Origin of the sequence: Sphingomonas sp. C3-2, assembly GCF_033025475.1 — a bacterium.
GTDB lineage: Bacteria > Pseudomonadota > Alphaproteobacteria > Sphingomonadales > Sphingomonadaceae > Sphingobium_A.
Genome location: NZ_CP130322.1, coordinates 2,122,511 through 2,141,305 on the forward strand (window position 1 = coordinate 2,122,511; position 18,795 = coordinate 2,141,305).

An 18,795-nucleotide genomic window follows, 5' to 3' on the forward strand; every position below is an offset into this window, starting at 1 on the left:
GCCACTGGCCCGGGCATGACCGCTGATCTGCCCATCCATGCCGTCCTTCCCGAACTGCTCGATGCGCTGCGGGAGCAGTCCAGCGCGGTGCTCGTCGCGCCGCCCGGGGCAGGCAAGACGACTGCGGTTGCCCCCGCCCTTTTGAACGAGCCTTGGTGTACGGGGCGTATCCTTTTGCTTTCGCCGCGTCGTCTGGCCGCGCGCGCCGCTGCCGAGCGCATGGCGCAATTGGCGGGCGAGCCTGTGGGCCGGACGATCGGCTATGCCACCCGCATGGACAGCAAACAGTCCGCCGCCACGCGGGTGCTGGTGTTGACCGAGGGAATTTTCCGCAATCAGATCCAGGCTGATCCCGAGCTGGATGGCGTGTCCGCCGTGCTGTTCGACGAGGTGCACGAACGCAGCCTCGACAGCGATTTCGGGCTTGCGCTCGCGCTTGATGCGCAAGGCGGGCTGCGTCCCGATCTGCGTATCGTGGCGATGTCGGCAACGCTCGACGGCGCGCGCTTTGCCGCAATGATGGACGGCGCACCGGTGATCGAAAGCGCCGGGCGCAGCCATCCGCTCGAACTGCGCCATGTCGGTCGCAAGGCCGATGCGCGGATCGAGGATGAAATGGCGGCGGTGATCCGCCGCGCGCTGGCGGACGAAGCGGGCGGGCTGCTCGCATTCCTGCCGGGCGTCGCCGAGATCGAGCGCACCGCCGAACGGCTGGCGGGGCTGGGGGCGGATGTGGATCTGCACCGGTTGCACGGCACGCTCGATCCCGCCGCGCAGCGGGCCGCCATTGCCGCCGCCCCTGCGGGCAAGCGCAAGCTCGTTTTGGCGACGAGCATTGCCGAAACCAGCCTGACGCTCGATGGCGTGCGGATCGTCGTCGATAGCGGTCTTGCCCGCCGGCCGCGTTATGACCGCGCCGCCGGCATGACGCGGCTGGTGACCGAACGCGCGAGTCAGGCCTCCGCCACCCAGCGCGCGGGGCGTGCGGCGCGCCAGGCACCGGGGGTTGCGTACAGGCTGTGGGAAGCCGCGGCCACGGCGGGGATGCCGCCCTTCGATCCACCCGAAATCCTCGAAGCCGATCTTTCGGCGCTGTTGCTCGATTGCGCGCTATGGGGTGTCAGCGATCCGCGCCAATTGAAATGGATCGATCCGCCGCCGCTTCCCGCGATCGCGGAGGCGCGGCACCGGCTCGAAAGCCTCGGCGCGCTTGATGGCGATGGCAGGCCGACGCCGCATGGCGCCGCCATCGCGCGTCTGCCGCTGCCGCCGCGCATCGCGCATATGATGGTGGAGGCGGCACGGCTCGGCTGGGCACGGCTGGCGTCGGAAATCGCGGTGTTGCTGTCCGAGCGTGGGCTCGGCGGCACTGATGCCGATCTCCAACTGCGCCGTCGGCGCTGGCATCAGGAACGGGGCAAGCGGGCAGAGGGCGCACGCCGCCTTGCGGATCGCTGGGCACGCCTTGTGTCATCCACGTCCGACACCGGCGACGCGGCTGATATCGGCGCGGTCGTTGCGCTGGCCTTTCCCGACCGGCTTGCAAAGCGCCGCGGCGCAGACGGCGCGGACTGGATATCGGTTGGTGGCCGGGGCTTCCGGCTCGATCCCGCCTCGCCGTTGGCGCGGGAGGAATGGCTGGCCGTTGCCGAGATTCAGGGCGCGGCATCGGGCGCCCGCATCCTTTCGGCGGCGCCGATCGATTTCGCCATGGTTGAGCAATTGTTCGGCGATCGCATCAGAGTGGGCGCGCATGTCAGCTTCGATCCGGCCAGTGGCGGTGTCCGAACGGTGTCGGGCAAATGGCTGGGCGCGGTCCAGTTGGCCAAGGGGCAGGATGCGAAACCCGACCCGGCGGCTGTTGTCGACGCGCTGGTCGATGGCGTGCGCACGCACGGACTGCAGCTTCTACCCTGGAGCGCGAACGCGGTGGCGTTGCGCAAGCGCGCGGTCTTTGCGCGGCGCTATGCTCTCGAGCTGGCCGATCTGTCGGATGAGGCGCTGCTCGCTACGATCGGCGAATGGCTGCCGGTGCTGGTGACCGGTAAGCGCAGGCTGTCGGATATCGATCCGGGGGCGCTCAGCGGTGTGCTTGATGCGCTGCTCGGCTGGGATGGGCGCAAGCGGGTCGATGTTCTTGCGCCGACCGATTTTGCAAGTCCCGCGGGCAGCCATCATGCGATCGACTATGAAGCAGAGGCCGGGCCCACCGTGACCATCCGGGTGCAGGCGCTGTTCGGCTTGTCCGAGCATCCGGCGATTGGCGGCGGCGCAATCCCGCTGGTTCTCAGCCTGACCTCACCCGCCGGCCGGCCGATCCAGACGACGCGCGACCTGCCCGGATTCTGGTCGGGAAGCTGGATATCGGTCGCCAAGGAAATGCGCGGACGCTACCCTAAACATCCCTGGCCCGACGACCCGGCTGCAGCCAGTGCAACGCTCAGGACAAAAAAGGCAGATGCCCGGGCGGCAGGCCGCTCTTGACGACTCCGGTGCTCGTGCGGCACTGGGCATCCAGTTATTTCAAGGAAACGGACATGGCCGCGCGTATTTTCCAGACTCCCAAGAATGCGATGCAATCGGGCAAGGCGCTCACGCACCGCTGGGTTCTGGAGTTCGAGCCCGCGGAGCGCAAGGTCGCCGACCCGCTGATGGGCTGGGCTGGCTCGGGCGATACCCAGCAGCAGATCAAGCTCTATTTCACCGATGTTGAGGGCGCCAAGGCTTATGCTGAACGCGAAGGCCTTGAATATCACGTGATCGCAGCGCCCGAGCGCAAGCTCAAGCTGCAGGCCTACGCCGACAATTTCCGTTGATTGATGCGCGCGCGCCGGATCAGGCGCGCGTGATCGTCATCAGATAATCCATCGTCGTGTTCTCGCTCAGCACGAACCCGCGCGTGGGCGAAAAGCTGAGGCCGGTCAGGTCGCGCACCTGAAGCCCGGCCTGCTCGACGATCGCGGTCAGTTCCTCGGGCGTCAGGAACTTATTCCAGTCATGCGTCCCCTTGGGGATGCCGCCGATGCTCTCGCCCACCGTGATCAGCGCCAGATGCGACAAATTGGTGCGATTCGGGGTGGACAGGATCATGAGCCCGCCGGGCGCCAGCGAATCTGCCAGCCCCGCGATGAACGCCGCCGGGTCGTTCACATGCTCGACCACCTCGAGCGAGGTCACCAGATCGAACTGCGCGCCCTCCAGCGATTCGACCCCGCCATGGCGATAATCGATCGACAGTCCTGATTGTTCGGCATGCAGCCGCGCCGCCGCGATATTTTCGCGCGCCGCATCGAAACCCGAAACCGCCGCACCCATGCGCGCCAGCGGCTCGCACAACAGCCCCGCGCCGCAACCCATGTCGAGCGCGCGCTTGCCTTTCAGCGCGTGGCGATCATGCTCATCCAGCTGCCAATGCTGGTCAACGGCGTCGCGGATATAGCCCAGGCGCACGGGATTGAGCTGGTGGAGCATCGCCGAGGACCCCTTCGGATCCCACCATTCGGCCGCCATCTTGCCGAAATGCGCGGCCTCGTCCGGATTGATCGTTGTTGCGTTTGCCATGGGTCGTCCCTATCAGGGCCGCGCCTTTTGACCAAAGGGCTTTTCAGGAAATTTCCGGGAAGTTTGCATGGCCCGTATCGTAATGAAATTCGGCGGCACCTCGATGGCCGGGATCGAGCGGATCCGCAATGTCGCGGCGCTCGTTCAGCGCGAGGTAAACGCTGGCAATGAAGTCGCGGTTGTCGTGTCGGCCATGGCCGGCGAAACCGATCGTCTTGTCAATTTCTGCCGCGAGGCATCGTCGCTTTATGACCCCGCCGAATATGACGTGGTGGTGGCAAGCGGCGAACAGGTGACGAGCGGCCTGCTGGCGATCACGCTGCAGGCGATGGGCGTCAATGCGCGCAGCTGGCTCGGCTGGCAACTGCCGATCCGTACCACCGATCGCCATGCCTCGGCGCGCATCGAAACCATCGATACGGACAAGCTGATTGCCGCCATGCAGTCGGGCCAGGTCGCCGTCATTCCGGGTTTCCAGGGAATGACCGAAGAAAGCCGTATCACCACGCTCGGCCGTGGTGGATCGGATACCTCGGCGGTCGCGGTCGCAGCGGCCGTGAAGGCCGACCGGTGCGACATCTATACCGATGTCGACGGCGTTTACACCACCGATCCGCGCATTGTGCCCCGGGCGCGCAAGCTGCAAAAGGTGACGTACGAAGAAATGCTCGAGCTTGCGAGCGTCGGTGCCAAGGTGCTCCAGACGCGCTCGGTCGGGCTGGCGATGAAGGAAGGCGTGCGCATTCAGGTGCTGTCGTCCTTCGATGCGCCCACGGATAATGAACTGCCGGGGACCCTGATCGTCGGCGATGATGAGATTGAGGACAACGAGATGGAACGCCAACGCATCACCGGCATCGCGCTTGACCGCAACGAAGCAAAGATCACGCTGACCGACGTTCCCGACAAGCCGGGCGGCGTTGCCTCGATCTTCGGTCCGCTGGCCGACAGCAACATCAACGTCGATGTGATCGTGCAGAATATCGCGCACGAAACCGGCTCGACCGACGTCACCTTCACGGTGCCCGGCGCCGAACTGGCGCGCGCGATCGACACGCTGGAAAAGTCGAAGGACACGATCGGCTATGCCGAGCTGAAGCACGACACCAAGATCTGCAAGGTCTCGATCGTCGGCGTCGGCATGCGCAGCCATCCGGGCGTCGCGGCCGCGATGTTCCAGGCGCTGGCCGATCGCGGAATCAACATTCAGGCGATCGCCACCTCCGAAATCAAGGTTTCGGTGCTGATCCAGGAAGAATATGCTGAGCTTGCGGTGCGTGTGCTGCACACCACCTATGGCCTTGACGCACCGGAGTCCGTCGAAGCGTGAGCGCCGGTCGCGACCGTCTTGCCCGGCTGATGGCCAGAGGCGCCGAGTTTCTTGGCTGCGAGGTCGCCATTCTTGGCGGCGCGATGAGCTGGATTTCGGAGCGCAACCTGGTCTCGGCCATCTCCAATGCCGGCGGGTTCGGTGTCATTGCCTGTGGTGCGATGACGCCGGAACTGCTCGACACGGAAATCGCGGCAACCAAGGAAAAGACCGACAAGCCGTTCGGCGTCAACCTCATCACCATGCACCCGCAGCTGTTCGAGCTGATCGAGATCTGCGGCAAGCACAAGGTGGGGCATGTCGTGCTTGCGGGCGGCCTGCCGCCGGCAGGCGCGCTGGATGCGATCAAGGCACATGGTGCCAAGGTGATCTGTTTCGCGCCGGCGCTCGCGCTCGCCAAGAAGCTGATCCGCTCGGGCGTCGATGCAATCGTGATCGAGGGGATGGAAGCCGGCGGCCATGTCGGTCCGGTCTCCACCTCGGTCCTCGCGCAGGAAATGCTGCCCGAAATCGCCGATCTGGTTCCCGTCTTCGTGGCGGGCGGGATCGGCAAGGGGCAGGCGATCGCCAGCTATCTTGAAATGGGCGCCGCCGGGGTTCAGCTGGGCACGCGCTTCGTGTGCGCAACCGAATGCATCGCGCATCCCAACTTCAAGAAGGCGTTCATCCGGGCCTCGGCGCGTGACGCCATCACCAGCGTTCAGATCGATCCGCGTCTGCCGGTCATCCCGGTACGCGCGCTGCGCAACGCGGAGATGGAAGCCTTTGCCGCCAAGCAGCGCGAAGTCGCGCAGGCGCTTGATGCAGGCAAGGTCGACATGGGCGCCGCCCAGCTCGAGATCGAACATTACTGGGCCGGTGCGCTGCGCCGCGCCGTGATCGAAGGCGATGTCGAGAGCGGCTCCGTCATGGCGGGCCAGTCGGTCGGCATGGTGAAGAGCGAAGAGCCGGTTGCGACGATCATCAGCGCGCTGATGGACGAAGCCGCCGATACGCTGGCGGCACGCCACGCTTGAATGCGCTGCGCCGACAGGCGCGGTGGATAAGGAATTGGCCCGGCCGATCACGCTCCAACGAGCGGTATCGGCCGGGTTTTTCTTGTGCGCTAGGGCGCGGCAATAGGCATAATTGGTAGAAATGGGCCATTTTGTCGGTCAAATGCCGATGGTTTGATTTGTCCGGGCCGGTGAAATTGTTGTCGCCTCATATGGCATCGTCGTTGGAAAATGGGCGAAAATTCTGATAGCGCTCATGAGGATGGCTCTCTCGACAACGTCCACCGCAGGCGCGTCCGCGCGCGAAATTCTGAAGCGCCTCCACGATGTGATGGCGTCGCGAAACAACGCCCAGGCCAAGCTGAACCAGGTGGTGAACATCGTCGGCGAGGCGCTCGCCTCCGAGGTGTGTTCAATCTACCTGCTCCGCGAGGGGGTGCTTGAGCTTTTCGCGACGCGCGGCCTCAACCAGGAAGCCGTCCACGTCACCAAGCTGGCGTTCGGCGAAGGCCTGATCGGCAAGATTGCCGAGAATGTCGAAACGCTGAACCTCGACGAGGCGGCGAGCCACCCGGATTTCGCCTACAAGCCCGAAACCGGTGAAGAACTTTTCCACAGCTTTGCGGGCGTCCCCATCGTCCGCCGCGAGGAAGCGGTGGGCGTTCTTTCCATCCAGCATGCCGAACCGCGCAAATATGACGATGTCGTCATCGAGGCGCTTCAGACGGTTGCGATGGTGCTTTCCGAATTGATCGGCAATGCCGGGTTGGTCGACGAACGCGCGGGCGCGGTCGGGCGAATCCACGACACCCAGCCGATGCGCCTGACGGGGCTGAAGCTGGTTGAGGGGATGGCACACGGCGTTGCGGTCTATCACCAGCCGCGCATCACGATCGAACATACCGTCGCAGAGGATATCGAGGCGGAACGGCACCGCGTCTATTCGGCGTTCGACAAGATGCGCGATCAGATCGACCGCATGGCGAGCCAGGCCGAATTCGGCGGCGGCGAGCACCAGGAGGTGCTCGAGATGTACAAGATGTTCGCCTATGACGAGGGGTGGTCGCGCCGGATCAACGAGGCGATCGACAGCGGCCTGACCGCCGAAGCCGCTATTGAGCGCGTACAGCAGCGCACACGTATGCGCATGCGCCAGATCGACGATCCGTTGCTTGCCGACCGGATGCACGATCTTGAGGATCTGTCCAACCGGCTGTTGCGCATCGTCTCGGGGCAGCTCGGGTCTGCTGCGCAATTGGGATTGCGACAGGATACGATCCTAATCGCGCGCAATCTGGGGCCGGCGGAGCTTCTGGAATATGACCGCCGTCGTCTGAAGGGCGTGATCCTCGAGGAAGGCTCGCTCACCGCGCACGTCACGATCGTGGCGCGCGCCATGGGCGTGCCCGTGCTCGGGCGCGTCGCCAATGTGCGCCGGATGATCGGGGAGGGCGATTCCGTCCTGCTTGATGGCGCGAACGGCACGCTCTTCGTGCGTCCGACGCCCTCGATGCAGGAAGCGTTCGACGCCAAGCTGACGCTCAACCAGAAACGCCGCGCCGCCTTTGCCGCCATGCGCGATCAGCCTTCGATGACGAAGGACGGTGTTCCGATTGCGCTCATGGTGAATGCCGGGCTGCGCGACGATGTCTCCGCGCTCGATGTGACCGGCGCCGACGGCATCGGGCTTTTCCGCACCGAATTCCAGTTTCTCGTCTCGGCCACGTTGCCGCAGCGTGAGCGGCAGCAGCGCCTGTACCGCGACGTGCTTGATGCCGCTGGCGAGCGGCCCGTGGTGTTTCGCACCGTCGATATCGGCGGAGACAAGGCGCTCCCCTATATGCGTCAGGATGAGGCGGTTGAGGAAAACCCCGCCATGGGCTGGCGTGCGCTGCGCGTTGCGCTGGAACGCAATGGCCTGATGAAGGCGCAGGCGCGCGCGCTCATCGAGGCCGCCGCCGGTCGGGTGCTCAACGTGATGTTCCCGATGGTTTCCGAACCCTGGGAGTTCGACGAGGCCAAGGCGTTGTTCGAGGCGCAGCGGGCATGGGTGGCCTCGCGTGGGCGGATGCTGCCCGCGAACATTCGCTACGGCGCGATGCTTGAAGTGCCCGCAATTGCGGAAAGCCTCGATCTGCTGCTCCCGAACATCGATTTCCTGTCGATCGGAACCAACGACCTTACCCAGTTCCTTTTCGCGGCTGATCGTGCCCATCCCAAGCTAGCAGAGCGCTATGACTGGCTCTCGCCTGCTATTTTGCGTTTCCTGCGCCGCGTGATCGCGCCCACCAAACAGGCCGGCGTGCCGGTGACGGTATGCGGCGAGATGGGTGGGCGTACGCTTGAGGCGATGGCGCTGATCGGTCTCGGGATTGAACGGCTTTCGATCACGCCCGCAGCCATCGGCCCCGTCAAGGCGATGCTGCGCACGCTCGACCGGGCAAAGCTTCAGGCTGAAATGCCAGGCTGGCTCGATCGTCCCCCGCGCGACATGCGGGCAACATTGTCCGACTGGGCGGCTGCCAACGGCGTTGAAATTGCTTGAGGGTTTCAAAAACCGCGATGGGGTGGGCCGCTCGCATTGACATACCGGCCTCGCCAATGTGACATGCGCGCCACGGCGCCACATCAGATAAGCATTGGGTGAAATGACGGAGCAATTCGAAACCGCAGGACATAACCCGGTTTCCGGTACGGTGGGACAGCGTCTTGCGGCGGCACGCCATGCCGCCAAGCTCGATCTTTCCGATATTGCCGCGCGGACGCGTATTCCGCAGCGTCATCTGGAGGCACTGGAAGAGGGGCGCTACAGCGATCTTCCCGCCATCACTTATTGCACCGGCTTCACCAAGGCCTATGCCCGTGCGCTGGGGCTCGATGAAGTGGCGCTGGCGCGTGATATCCGCAACGAGCTGTCCGCGATTGGCGGCGCGTCGACGCGCGAATCCGAATATTTCGAGCCCGTCGATCCGGCACGTGTCGCGCCGCGTGGGCTGGTCTGGACGATCGTGGTCATTGCGGCGGTTCTGCTTGCCGGGTACGGCGTGATCCGCGCCGGGCTGCTCGATGGCCTGGGCGGCCGTGACCCGATGGCGGTGGCTGCGGGCACCAGCGAATTCGCCAATGAGGCCGAGAATGCGCAGGCGGCGGCCCCCGCTGCGGCACCGGCGACGCCGCAACAGGCTGCGCCGCTTTCCGGCACCGTCCTGCTGACCGCGACCGATGAAATCTGGCTTCGCATCTATCAGCCCGATGGCAAGCGCCTGCTCGAAAAGACCATGAAGGCGGGTGAAAGCTGGCAGGTGCCGGGCGATGCCGTTGATCCGATGATCCTGACGGGGCGTCCCAATGTGCTGCGGGTGACGGTTGGTGGCCGTGAAGTCGCGCCGCTGGGCCCGCCCGAGCGGACCATTTCGAATGTCGGCGTCAGTGCCAAGGCGCTTGCCGCGCGCGCTGCTACCGATGCGGCGGCGCCCGCACCGGGCGTTCAGCCGGCCAACACCATCGCCCAGCCGTGAAGGCAAGCGCCGTTCGGCCCTTGAGGGACGTACGGCGCCTTACCTATAAGGTGGGTGAGATTGCGTTATCGGAGACGAGTGAACATGCGTAAGACGCTGCTTCTGGCGGTACTTCTCGGCAGCGTGGGCGCCCCGGCGGCACATGCGCAGTCGGCCAATCTGTCCCCCCGCGTGGACAAGCTGGAAAAGGAGATGCGGGCCGTCCAGCGCAAGGTGTTCCCCGGCGGCAGCACCCAGTTTCTTGAGCCCGAAATCGCCGCACCTGCGCGCGATGTCGATCAGGCCGGCAGCCCGGCCTCGACCCCGCTGGCTGATCTGTCGGCACGCGTGAACGCCTTGGAATCGCAGCTTCAGTCGCTGACCGGCCAGATCGAGCAGAACAGCTACAAAACGCGCCAGCTCGATGAGGCGTTCAAGGCCTATAAGGCCGAGATGGATGCCCGCTTGAAGGCGCTTGAAGGGGGCGGTGAGCCCGTGTCGACGCCCGGTGCCGCGTCGGGCACGGGAAGCGTCAAGCCGCCGGCGGTCAGCTCGGTTGCGCCGACCAAGCCGAGTGGCGATCGCAAGACCGCGCTCGAGGCAATCCAGAAGCCGACGAGCAGCGACCCCGGCGAGGACGCCTATCTGTACGGCTATCGTCTGTGGGAAGCGAAATTCTATCCCGAGGCGCAGGCCCAGCTGAAGCTGATGGTGGAAAAATACCCCAAGCATAGCCGTGTCACCTTTGCCCAGAACCTGCTGGGCCGTGCCTATCTGGATGAAGGCAAGCCGGCACTCGCGGCGGTGGCGTTTTATGACAATTATCAAAAGCAGCCCAAGGGTGCGCGCGCGCCGGACAGCCTGTTTCATCTCGGGCAGTCGTTGACGCGGCTCAAGAAGCTGCCTGACGCCTGCAAGGTCTTCGACGAATTCGATCAGGTGTACGGAGCCACGGCGACGGCCAGCCTGAAGGCTCAGGTGGTCAAGGGGCGCACCGAAGCCAAGTGCAAGTAAAGCAAAAGAGGCGCCGTTTCCGGCGCCTCTTTTTTTATCAGAAATCGACCTTGTCGTAATGCTCGGGGGGCTTGATGACCTCCATCCGCTCGGACAGCAGCGGCCGGAAGCTGGGCCGTGACTTGAGTCCGGCATACCAGCGTTTCACCAGCTCATGGCCCTTGAAGTCGAGGCCGCCCAGATAGTCCGCAACCGAGATATGCGCTGCGGCCGTCAGGTCGGCGAGGCTGAGCGTTGCGCCCGCGAGCCAGGTCCGGTGATCGAGCAGATAGTCGAGATAATCGAAGTGGCTGTGCGCGTTCTTCATCGCTTCGCGCAGGATGCGCGCATCGGGTGCGGAGCGTTCGATCAGCCGTTTTTTCATGCGCTCGTGCATCAGCGGGCCGACGACGTCGCCATAAAATTGCTGGTCGAACCAGGCGACAAGGCGGCGCACTTCGGCGCGGTTCGCGGCTGTCCCGCCGATCAGTGGTGCCTTGTCGACCGTTTCCTCGAAATATTCGCAGATGGCGGCGGAATCGATCAGCAGCACATTGCGATCGGATTCGACCATCACGGGCGTCTGCCCCGCCGGGTTCATGTCGAGAAACTCGTCGCGACGATCCCAGGGGGATTCGCGCACAAGTTCGTAGCCGACCCCTTTCTCACCGAGGAGAAGGCGGACCTTGCGGGAAAACGGACACAGAGGGAATTGAAATAGCTGCCACATTTGCAGGCGACTTTAACGTGGCCGGCGGTGCCGTCCAGCCTTTGATACCGGCTTGTTGGCCGGGAATGACAATTAGCGTCAGATGTGCCGAAAGACCGTCAATAATCGCCGGTCAGATCACCCATTCGCCCACCGATATCGCCGATCTGACCAAGAATATCGCCCATCGCCGCGCGCAACCCGGGAAGCATGTCGGCAAGGCGCGCGCTGGCACCCGCCATCACCCCGGTCATCGCCCGGCTGCGATCAGCCATGCGCGATTCGACGTCAGGGTCTCCATCGGCCACGCGGTCGCGCACGGTATCATCGTCGGATGCTTCAGAGCGGGGATCGATGGCCTTTTCAAGCTTGCCAATCCGCATGTCGAGCACCGCGCCCATCGCGCCGGAAATCACATCCGCCACATGTTCCTGGACGCGTGGGTCACCGATCTTGCGCGCAAGATCGGCCTCGGGCGCATCCCGGGCAACGGCAGGGGCTGAGACCAACAGGAGCGAGGCGAAGATGACGGCGTTGCGGCGCATGGCAGATCCTTCGTGCAGGCACGGACGCGGAAAGCGGAATGAATAGAGATAGTAGCCTGAGCTGGGCCTGAACGAAAGCCGGCCCCGTCTTTCGACGGAGCCGGCTCGGCGTTTCTGGTGGCGCAACCGCGCTTATTCGGCGGCGATCACCTCGGCCGCGTCGCTCAGAGGATGGGCGAGGCGCGACACCATTTCCTTCGGGCAGACCTGCCAGAACTGATGGCGACGGCGATCCCAGTCGTCGAGGATCGCGTTCGACCATTTGCTGTCGGTGGCCAGCGCATGCTCGGCGATCAGCGACTTGAGACGGGCCTCCCAATGCGCCGAGTCCAGACGCTGCCATATGATGTTGTCGGGGTTGGCGCGACGTTCGAAATTTTCATCCTCGTCGAAGATGAAGGCCATGCCCCCGGTCATCCCGGCGCCGAAATTCTGGCCGACGCTGCCGAGAATGACGGCAGTCCCGCCCGTCATATATTCGCAGCCATTCGCGCCGCAGCCCTCGACAACCACATCGGCGCCCGAGTTGCGGACGGCGAAGCGTTCACCGGCCTGGCCTGCGGCGTAGAGCTTGCCCGAGGTCGCACCGTAGAGAACGGTGTTGCCGATGATGGTGTTGCGGCGGCTTTCCAGCGGCGAGCTGACCATCGGGCGCACCGAGATGACGCCGCCGGACAGACCCTTGCCGACATAGTCGTTGGCGTCGCCGAACACTTCGAGCGTGATGCCCTTGCAGAGGAACGCGCCAAGCGACTGGCCGGCCGAGCCGCGCAGACGCACCTGAACATGGCCATCGGCGAGCTTCGACATGCCGAAGCGGCGCGTGATTTCAGACGAGAAGCGCGTGCCGACCGCGCGGTGCGTGTTGCGCACCGTATAGGTCAGTTGCATCTTTTCGCCGCGTTCGAACACGGCCTTGGCATCGGCGATCAGCTGTGCGTCGAGGCTGTCGGGCACATCGTTGCGGAAGGTGTCGATGTTGAAGCGGCGCTTCTCGTCATCGGCATCGACCTTGGCGAGGATCGGGTTGAGATCGAGGTCGTCGAGATGCTCGGCGCCGCGGCTGACCTGACGGAGCAACTCGGTGCGGCCGACGATCTCGTCGAGCGAACGGAAGCCCAGACGCGCCAGGATCTCGCGCACTTCCTCGGCGATAAAGGTCATCAGGTTGATGACCTTTTCCGGCGAGCCGGTGAACTTCTGGCGCAGCTTGTCATCCTGCGTGCAGACGCCGACCGGGCAGGTGTTCGAGTGGCACTGACGCACCATGATGCAACCCATGGCGACGAGCGAGAGCGTGCCGATGCCATATTCCTCGGCGCCGAGGATGGCGGCGATCACGATGTCGCGACCGGTCTTGAGGCCGCCGTCGGTGCGCAGCTTGACGCGGTGGCGAAGGCCGTTGAGCGTCAGGACCTGGTTTACCTCGCTGAGGCCCATTTCCCACGGCGTGCCGGCATATTTGACCGAGGTTTGCGGGCTAGCGCCGGTGCCGCCGACATGGCCGGCGATCAGGATGACGTCGGCATGCGCCTTGGCAACGCCCGCCGCCACGGTGCCGATACCGGCCGAGGAGACGAGCTTCACGCCGACGCGGGCACGCGGGTTGATCTGCTTCAGATCGTAGATCAGCTGCGCCAGATCCTCGATCGAATAGATGTCGTGGTGCGGCGGGGGCGAGATCAGCGTCACGCCGGGCGTCGAGTGACGCAGGCGGGCGATGAATTCGGTCACCTTAAAACCGGGCAGCTGGCCGCCTTCACCGGGCTTGGCACCCTGGGCAACCTTGATCTCGATTTCCTCGCACGCGCCGAGATATTCGGCGGTGACGCCGAACCGGCCCGAGGCGACCTGCTTGATCACCGAGTTGGCGTTGTCGCCATTTTCATAGGGCTGGTAGCGGATCTTGTCTTCGCCGCCTTCGCCCGACACGGCCTTGGCGCCGATGCGGTTCATCGCGATCGCGAGCGTTTCATGCGCCTCGGGCGAGAGCGCGCCGAGCGACATGCCCGGGGTGACGAAGCGCTTGCGGATCTCGGTGATCGATTCGACGCTGTCGATCGCCACCGGCTCATTCGCAAAGTTGAATTCGAGCAGATCGCGCAGATAGACAGGCGGCAGATCGCGCACCCCGCGCGAGAACTGCAGATAGGTCGAATAGCTGTCGGTGGCGACAGCGGTCTGCAGCAGGTGCATCAACTGTGCCGAATAGGCATGGGTCTCGCCGCCAGCGCGCTGGCGATAGAAACCGCCGATCGGCAGCGTGACGACGGCCTTGTCGAACGCGGCTTCGTGACGCGTCACCGCGCTATAGTGGAGCGAAGCATAGCCTTCGCCCGAGATCTTGGCCGGCATGCCGGGGAAGAGATCGTTGACCAGCGCACGCGACAGGCCAACGGCTTCAAAGTTATAGCCGCCGCGATAGCTGGAGATCACAGCGATCCCCATCTTCGACATGATCTTGAGCAGGCCGTCATCGACCGCCTTTTTGTGGCGCTTCAGGCAATCTTCGAAGGCCATCTCGCCGAACAGGCCGCGGGCGTGGCGATCAGCGATCGCCGCTTCGGCCAGATAGGCGTTCACGGTGGTTGCGCCGACGCCGATCAGCACCGCGAAATAATGCGTGTCGAGGCATTCCGCAGTGCGGATGTTGACCGATGCGTAGGAACGCAGGCCCTTGCGCACGAGGTGCGTGTGGACGGCGGCGGCGGCGAGCACGCCAGCGATGGCGATGCGATCCGGGCCGACATTCTCGTCGGTGAGGAAGATTTCCGAACGGCCTTCGCGAACGGCCTGCTCGGCTTCCGCGCGGATGCGCTGGATCGCGGCGCGCAGATCATCATGCGAACCGCCGGTGGGGAAGGTGCAGTCGATCTCGGCTGCCTGCGCGCCGAAATAGCTCTTCAGCCGAGTCCATTCCGAGCAGGTGAGCACGGGCGATTCGAGCACCAGAACGTGATCGTTCTGCGCTTCGCGATCGAGGATGTTCGCGAGGTTGCTGAACCGCGTCTTGAGGCTCATCACCTGCGTTTCGCGCAGCGAGTCGATCGGCGGGTTGGTGACCTGCGAGAAGTTCTGACGGAAGAACTGGCTGATCGGGCGCGGCTTGCTCGAGATGACGGCGAGCGGGGTGTCGTCGCCCATCGAGCCGACGGCTTCCTTCGCATCCTCCACCATCGGCGACAGGATCAGTTCCATGTCCTCGAGCGACTGGCCGGCGGCAACCTGACGGCGGGTGAGGTCCGCCCGGTCATATGTCGGCGTTGCGTTTGCGGGTGCTGCAGGCAGGTCGTCGATGGTGAGGAAGTTGCCGACGAGATCGGCATAGGGCTGTTCGCCCGCGATCCGGTCCTTGATCGCGCGGTCGTTGTAGAGTTCGCCCTCGTCGAGGTCGATCGCGATCATTTCGCCCGGCCCGAGGCGGCCCTTCTGGACCACCGAGGTTTCGGGCACGACGACCATGCCGGCTTCCGAACCGACGATCAGAAGATTGTCGGTCGTGCGCGTGAAGCGGAGCGGACGGAGCGCGTTGCGATCCATGCCGGCAACGACCCAGCGGCCATCGGTCATCGCAAGCGCGGCGGGGCCGTCCCACGGTTCCATCACCGAGGCGAGATATTCGTACATCGCGAGATGTTCGGCGGGCATTTCATTGGCGGCCTGCCATGCTTCGGGGACGAGCATCAGCTTGGCGGTCGGGCCATCGCGGCCCGAACGGCAGATCGCCTCGAACACGGCGTCGAGCGCGGCGGTGTCGGACGCACCTGCCGGGATGACGGGCTTGATGTCTTCCGAATGCTCGCCAAAGGCGAGGCTCGCCATCTTGATCTCGTGGCTCTTCATCCAGTTCTGGTTGCCACGGATCGTGTTGATTTCGCCGTTATGGGCAAGGCAGCGGAAAGGCTGCGCCAGCCACCATTGCGGGAAGGTGTTGGTCGAATAACGCTGGTGGAAGATCGCCACGCGGCTTTCGAAACGCTCGTCCTGCAGGTCGGGATAGAAGATCGAGAGCGATTCCGCGAGGAACAGGCCCTTGTAGATGATCGAGCGGCACGACAGCGAGCAGATGTAGAAGCCCGAGATCTGCGCGGCGATCACCTTCTTTTCGATCCGGCGGCGGACGAGATAGAGGTTCTTTTCGAACTCGGCGGCATCCTGCGCGCCGGGCATCGGGCCCGCGATCATGATCTGTTCGATCTCGGGGCGCGTTTCCTGCGCCTTGCGGCCGATGACCGACACGTCGACCGGCACCTGGCGCCAGCCATAGATGGTGTAGCCCGCATCGATGATTTCGGATTCGACGATCGTGCGGCAGGTTTCCTGCGCGTGCAGGTCGGTGCGCGGCAGGAAGATCATGCCAACGGCAAGGCGGTTGGGCAGCGGATCATGGCCGCCCGCCGCGATCGCGTCGTCGAAGAAGCGGACGGGCAGGTCGACATGGATGCCGGCGCCGTCGCCGGTCTTGCCATCCGCGTCGACGGCACCGCGATGCCAGACGGCCTTCAGCGCGTCGATTGCCGAAGACACCACGCGGCGCGAGGCTTTGCCATCGGTGGCGGCGACGAGGCCGACGCCGCAGGCATCGGATTCGAATTCGGGGCGATACATGCCCTCGCGGGCGAGACGTTCGCGTTCGGCGTCGATGTTGAACTGCTTGGTCATGGTCGTTTCGCTTCTTTTCAAAATTCGGGCGGGCGGGGCATCAGGGCGAACCCTTATGCCGGCTCGAGGGCCTTTTGCGGCGCGGCCTTGGCCTTCGCCTTCAGATAGGCCTGCATGTGTTCGGCGACGTCGCGGCCATCGCGGATCGCCCAGACGACAAGGCTGGCGCCGCGCACGATGTCACCGGCGGCGAAGACGCCGTCGACGCTGGTCTGCATCGTCTTGTGATCGACGCGGACGGTACCCCAGCGGGTGACGGTCAGATCCTCGTTGCCGAACAAACGCGACAGGTCCTCGGCGTCGAAGCCGAGCGCCTTGATCACCAGATCGGCGTCGAGGCGGAACTCGCTGCCCGGTTCGGGTTCGGGCGCGCGGCGGCCCGATGCGTCGGGTTGGCCGAGGCGCATCTTGGTGGCGCGGACGGCGGTGACCGTGTCGGTGCCGTCAAAGGCTTCGGGGGCGGCGAGCCACACGAATTCGGCGCCTTCTTCCTCGGCATTGGCCACTTCGCGCTGCGAACCCGGCATATTGGCCCGGTCGCGGCGATAGAGGCACTTCACCGATTTTGCGCCTTGGCGCAGCGCGGTGCGGACGCAGTCCATCGCGGTATCGCCGCCGCCGATCACGACAACATTCTTGCCCTCGGCATTGAGCGCGCCGCTTTCGAACGCGGCAACGGTGTCGCCAAAGCTCTTGCGGTTCGACGCGATCAGATAATCGAGCGATTCGACGATACCCGCGGTGCCGATGCCCGGTGCCTTAATGGCGCGCGGCTTGTAGACGCCGGTGGCGATCAGCACGGCGTCATGCTTCTTGCGCAGTTCGTCGAGCGTGGCATCGCGGCCGACTTCGAAGCTCTGGTGGAAGACGATGCCGCCTTCCTTCAGGCGCTCGACGCGGCGCATCACGATATCCTTTTCGAGCTTGAAGCCCGGGATGCCGTAGGTCAGCAGACCGCCGGCACGGTCGTGGCGGTCATAGACATGCACGTCGTGGCCCGCGACGCGGAGATATTCGGCGGCGGTGAGACCGGCCGGGCCGGCACCGATCACGGCGACCGACTGGCCGGTGGCCTTGCCCGCGACGAGCGGTTCGACCCAGCCTTCTTCCCAGGCGGTGTCGGTGATGAACTTTTCAACCGAACCGATGGTGACCGAGCCGTGGCCCGAAAATTCGATGACGCAATTGCCTTCGCACAGCCGGTCCTGCGGGCAGATGCGGCCGCAGATCTCGGGCATGGTCGAGGTGCTGTTCGACAGTTGATAGGCTTCGCGCAGACGGCCTTCGGCGGTGAGGCGCAGCCAATCGGGGATGTGATTGTGCAGCGGGCAGTGGACCGAGCAATAGGGAACGCCGCACTGCGAGCAGCGCGAGGCCTGTTCCTCGGCTTTCTCTACCGGAAAGCGGGCCGAAATTTCCTTGAAATCTTCCGCGCGTAGTTCGGCTGCACGTTTTGCAGGATAGTCCTGAGAGACACCCACAAATTTCAGCATCGGCGTTTCGGCCATCGGTTTCCTCCGTCAATTGGAGAGAGCCGATAACCGAAAACCGAGGCCTGTCACGCTGAATCTGCATTATAGGGCAGTATAGCTTCCCTATTTATCTCAAATCCACTCGTTGTTGCGATTACCTCGCAATATTGTGCTGCAATATATGGCCGTATCGGTCCTATCGCGTCAAAAGCCAGATCAGGGCCACCGATCCGAGGATGATTCGATACCAGGCGAAAGGCGCGAAACCGAAGCGCGAGACCATTGCGACAAAGGCCTTCACGATAAGCAGCGCGACGACGAAGGCGGTGGAGAAACCGATGGCAATTGCGCCAAGATCGTCGAGGCTAAGCAGAGCCCGGTCCTTCCACAGCGCATAGACGGTGGCGGCGATCATCGTGGGGACGGCAAGGAAGAAGCTGTATTCCGCGGCCGTCTTGCGCTCGACCCCCATCAAAAGCGCACCCATGATTGTGGCGCCCGAGCGGCTGACGCCAGGAACCATCGCAAGGCACTGGACGACGCCGATCTTGAGCGCGGTGCCGAAGGGCAGTTCCTCGACGCTCGAAAAACGCACCTGTTTCACCATGCGTTCGATCGCGAGAATGGCGACGCCGCCCAAAATCAGCATCACGGCGACAATGATCGGGGTCTGGATCGCCGCGCGCACCGCGTCATAGGCGATGACGCCGATTACCATTGCGGGAAGAAAGCCGAGGATGATGTTGCGGGTAAAGGCAATGGCGCCGCGATCGCCCGCCGTCAGGCCCTTGGCCACGCCCCAGAAGCGCCCCCAATAGGCGACGATCACGGCGAGGATGGCGCCCAACTGAATCGCGATCTTGAACGCAACCGAGGATTCGCCCTCGAAACCCAGCAACGCGCTGGCGAGGATAAGATGGCCGGTGGAGGAAACGGGAAGGAATTCAGTAAGCCCCTCGATAATCCCGAGGAGGATATAGGTAAGCACGTCACCGGAGGTCATGGACGCGAATCTCCTGCCGGATCGCCCC

Annotated in this window: 13 protein-coding genes; 7 read left to right on the forward strand and 6 right to left on the reverse strand. The window is 64.2% G+C overall.

The window, feature by feature from the left end; genetic code table 11:
• The first annotated feature begins 15 nt into the window (after window positions 1-15).
• Window positions 16-2,484: an ATP-dependent helicase HrpB gene (gene hrpB, locus QYC26_RS10270; protein WP_317512136.1), complete on the forward strand. Its 2,469-nt coding sequence runs from the start codon at window positions 16-18 to the stop codon at window positions 2,482-2,484.
• Between the two features lie 53 nt (window positions 2,485-2,537).
• Window positions 2,538-2,816, forward strand: coding sequence for an ETC complex I subunit (locus QYC26_RS10275; RefSeq protein ID WP_317512137.1), 279 nt, complete (start codon window positions 2,538-2,540; stop codon window positions 2,814-2,816).
• A 19-nt stretch (window positions 2,817-2,835) separates the two neighbouring features.
• On the opposite strand, the gene ubiG is transcribed toward QYC26_RS10275, so the two are convergent.
• Window positions 2,836-3,561, reverse strand: coding sequence for a bifunctional 2-polyprenyl-6-hydroxyphenol methylase/3-demethylubiquinol 3-O-methyltransferase UbiG (ubiG, locus tag QYC26_RS10280; protein ID WP_317512138.1), 726 nt, complete (start codon window positions 3,559-3,561; stop codon window positions 2,836-2,838).
• Window positions 3,562-3,628: 67 nt separating this feature from the next.
• Here ubiG and QYC26_RS10285 point away from each other — a divergent pair, with 67 nt between their 5' ends.
• The 5 genes from QYC26_RS10285 (at window position 3,629) to QYC26_RS10305 (ending at window position 10,397) form a co-directional block, all read left to right on the forward strand.
• Entirely contained in the window at window positions 3,629-4,891 is a 1,263-nt protein-coding gene (locus tag QYC26_RS10285) for an aspartate kinase (RefSeq protein WP_317512139.1), read from the forward strand.
• Between the two features lie 29 nt (window positions 4,892-4,920).
• Window positions 4,921-5,907 carry an NAD(P)H-dependent flavin oxidoreductase gene (locus QYC26_RS10290; protein ID WP_317515046.1) on the forward strand — a complete coding sequence of 329 codons (987 nt, stop codon included), beginning with the start codon at window positions 4,921-4,923 and terminating at the stop codon, window positions 5,905-5,907.
• Between the two features lie 310 nt (window positions 5,908-6,217).
• Window positions 6,218-8,431 (forward strand): phosphoenolpyruvate--protein phosphotransferase, encoded by a 2,214-nt coding sequence (gene ptsP, locus QYC26_RS10295; RefSeq protein WP_411197649.1) that lies wholly within the window; start codon window positions 6,218-6,220, stop codon window positions 8,429-8,431.
• Between the two features lie 103 nt (window positions 8,432-8,534).
• A complete protein-coding gene (locus QYC26_RS10300; protein ID WP_317512141.1) occupies window positions 8,535-9,404 on the forward strand; it encodes a helix-turn-helix domain-containing protein in 870 nt (289 codons plus the stop codon).
• An 84-nt stretch (window positions 9,405-9,488) separates the two neighbouring features.
• Window positions 9,489-10,397 (forward strand): YbgF trimerization domain-containing protein, encoded by a 909-nt coding sequence (locus QYC26_RS10305; protein WP_317512142.1) that lies wholly within the window; start codon window positions 9,489-9,491, stop codon window positions 10,395-10,397.
• A gap of 37 nt (window positions 10,398-10,434) precedes the next feature.
• On the opposite strand, the gene QYC26_RS10310 is transcribed toward QYC26_RS10305, so the two are convergent.
• The 5 genes from QYC26_RS10310 to QYC26_RS10330 all read right to left on the reverse strand — a co-directional run bounded on the left by QYC26_RS10310 (window position 10,435) and on the right by QYC26_RS10330 (window position 18,767).
• On the reverse strand, window positions 10,435-11,106 hold the full coding sequence (locus QYC26_RS10310) for a glutathione S-transferase family protein (protein WP_317512143.1): 672 nt from the start codon (window positions 11,104-11,106) through the stop codon (window positions 10,435-10,437).
• A gap of 98 nt (window positions 11,107-11,204) precedes the next feature.
• Window positions 11,205-11,630, reverse strand: a complete 426-nt coding sequence (locus QYC26_RS10315; protein ID WP_317512144.1) for a hypothetical protein — start codon at window positions 11,628-11,630, stop codon at window positions 11,205-11,207.
• Window positions 11,631-11,762: 132 nt separating this feature from the next.
• Complete coding sequence (gltB, locus tag QYC26_RS10320) at window positions 11,763-16,292, reverse strand: glutamate synthase large subunit (RefSeq protein ID WP_317512145.1); 4,530 nt, start codon at window positions 16,290-16,292, stop codon at window positions 11,763-11,765.
• Between the two features lie 53 nt (window positions 16,293-16,345).
• Window positions 16,346-17,800 (reverse strand): NAD(P)-dependent oxidoreductase, encoded by a 1,455-nt coding sequence (locus QYC26_RS10325; protein WP_317512146.1) that lies wholly within the window; start codon window positions 17,798-17,800, stop codon window positions 16,346-16,348.
• Between the two features lie 160 nt (window positions 17,801-17,960).
• Window positions 17,961-18,767 (reverse strand): undecaprenyl-diphosphate phosphatase, encoded by an 807-nt coding sequence (locus tag QYC26_RS10330; protein ID WP_317512147.1) that lies wholly within the window; start codon window positions 18,765-18,767, stop codon window positions 17,961-17,963.
• Between the last annotated feature and the right edge of the window lie 28 nt (window positions 18,768-18,795).

Bases quoted from the DNA above. Each gene is read 5' to 3' on its own strand.
- QYC26_RS10290 (WP_317515046.1), top strand. From the start codon at position 4,921: ATGGCCAGAGGCGCCGAGTTTCTTGGCTGCGAGGTCGCCATTCTTGGC.
- QYC26_RS10305 (WP_317512142.1), top strand. From the start codon at position 9,489: ATGCGTAAGACGCTGCTTCTGGCGGTACTTCTCGGCAGCGTGGGCGCC.
- QYC26_RS10315 (WP_317512144.1), bottom strand. From the start codon at position 11,630: ATGCGCCGCAACGCCGTCATCTTCGCCTCGCTCCTGTTGGTCTCAGCC.
- QYC26_RS10275 (WP_317512137.1), top strand. From the start codon at position 2,538: ATGGCCGCGCGTATTTTCCAGACTCCCAAGAATGCGATGCAATCGGGC.
- hrpB (WP_317512136.1), top strand. From the start codon at position 16: ATGACCGCTGATCTGCCCATCCATGCCGTCCTTCCCGAACTGCTCGAT.
- QYC26_RS10300 (WP_317512141.1), top strand. From the start codon at position 8,535: ATGACGGAGCAATTCGAAACCGCAGGACATAACCCGGTTTCCGGTACG.
- QYC26_RS10310 (WP_317512143.1), bottom strand. From the start codon at position 11,106: ATGTGGCAGCTATTTCAATTCCCTCTGTGTCCGTTTTCCCGCAAGGTC.
- gltB (WP_317512145.1), bottom strand. From the start codon at position 16,292: ATGACCAAGCAGTTCAACATCGACGCCGAACGCGAACGTCTCGCCCGC.
- ptsP (WP_411197649.1), top strand. From the start codon at position 6,218: ATGGCGTCGCGAAACAACGCCCAGGCCAAGCTGAACCAGGTGGTGAAC.
- QYC26_RS10330 (WP_317512147.1), bottom strand. From the start codon at position 18,767: ATGACCTCCGGTGACGTGCTTACCTATATCCTCCTCGGGATTATCGAG.
- ubiG (WP_317512138.1), bottom strand. From the start codon at position 3,561: ATGGCAAACGCAACAACGATCAATCCGGACGAGGCCGCGCATTTCGGC.
- QYC26_RS10285 (WP_317512139.1), top strand. From the start codon at position 3,629: ATGGCCCGTATCGTAATGAAATTCGGCGGCACCTCGATGGCCGGGATC.
- QYC26_RS10325 (WP_317512146.1), bottom strand. From the start codon at position 17,800: ATGGCCGAAACGCCGATGCTGAAATTTGTGGGTGTCTCTCAGGACTAT.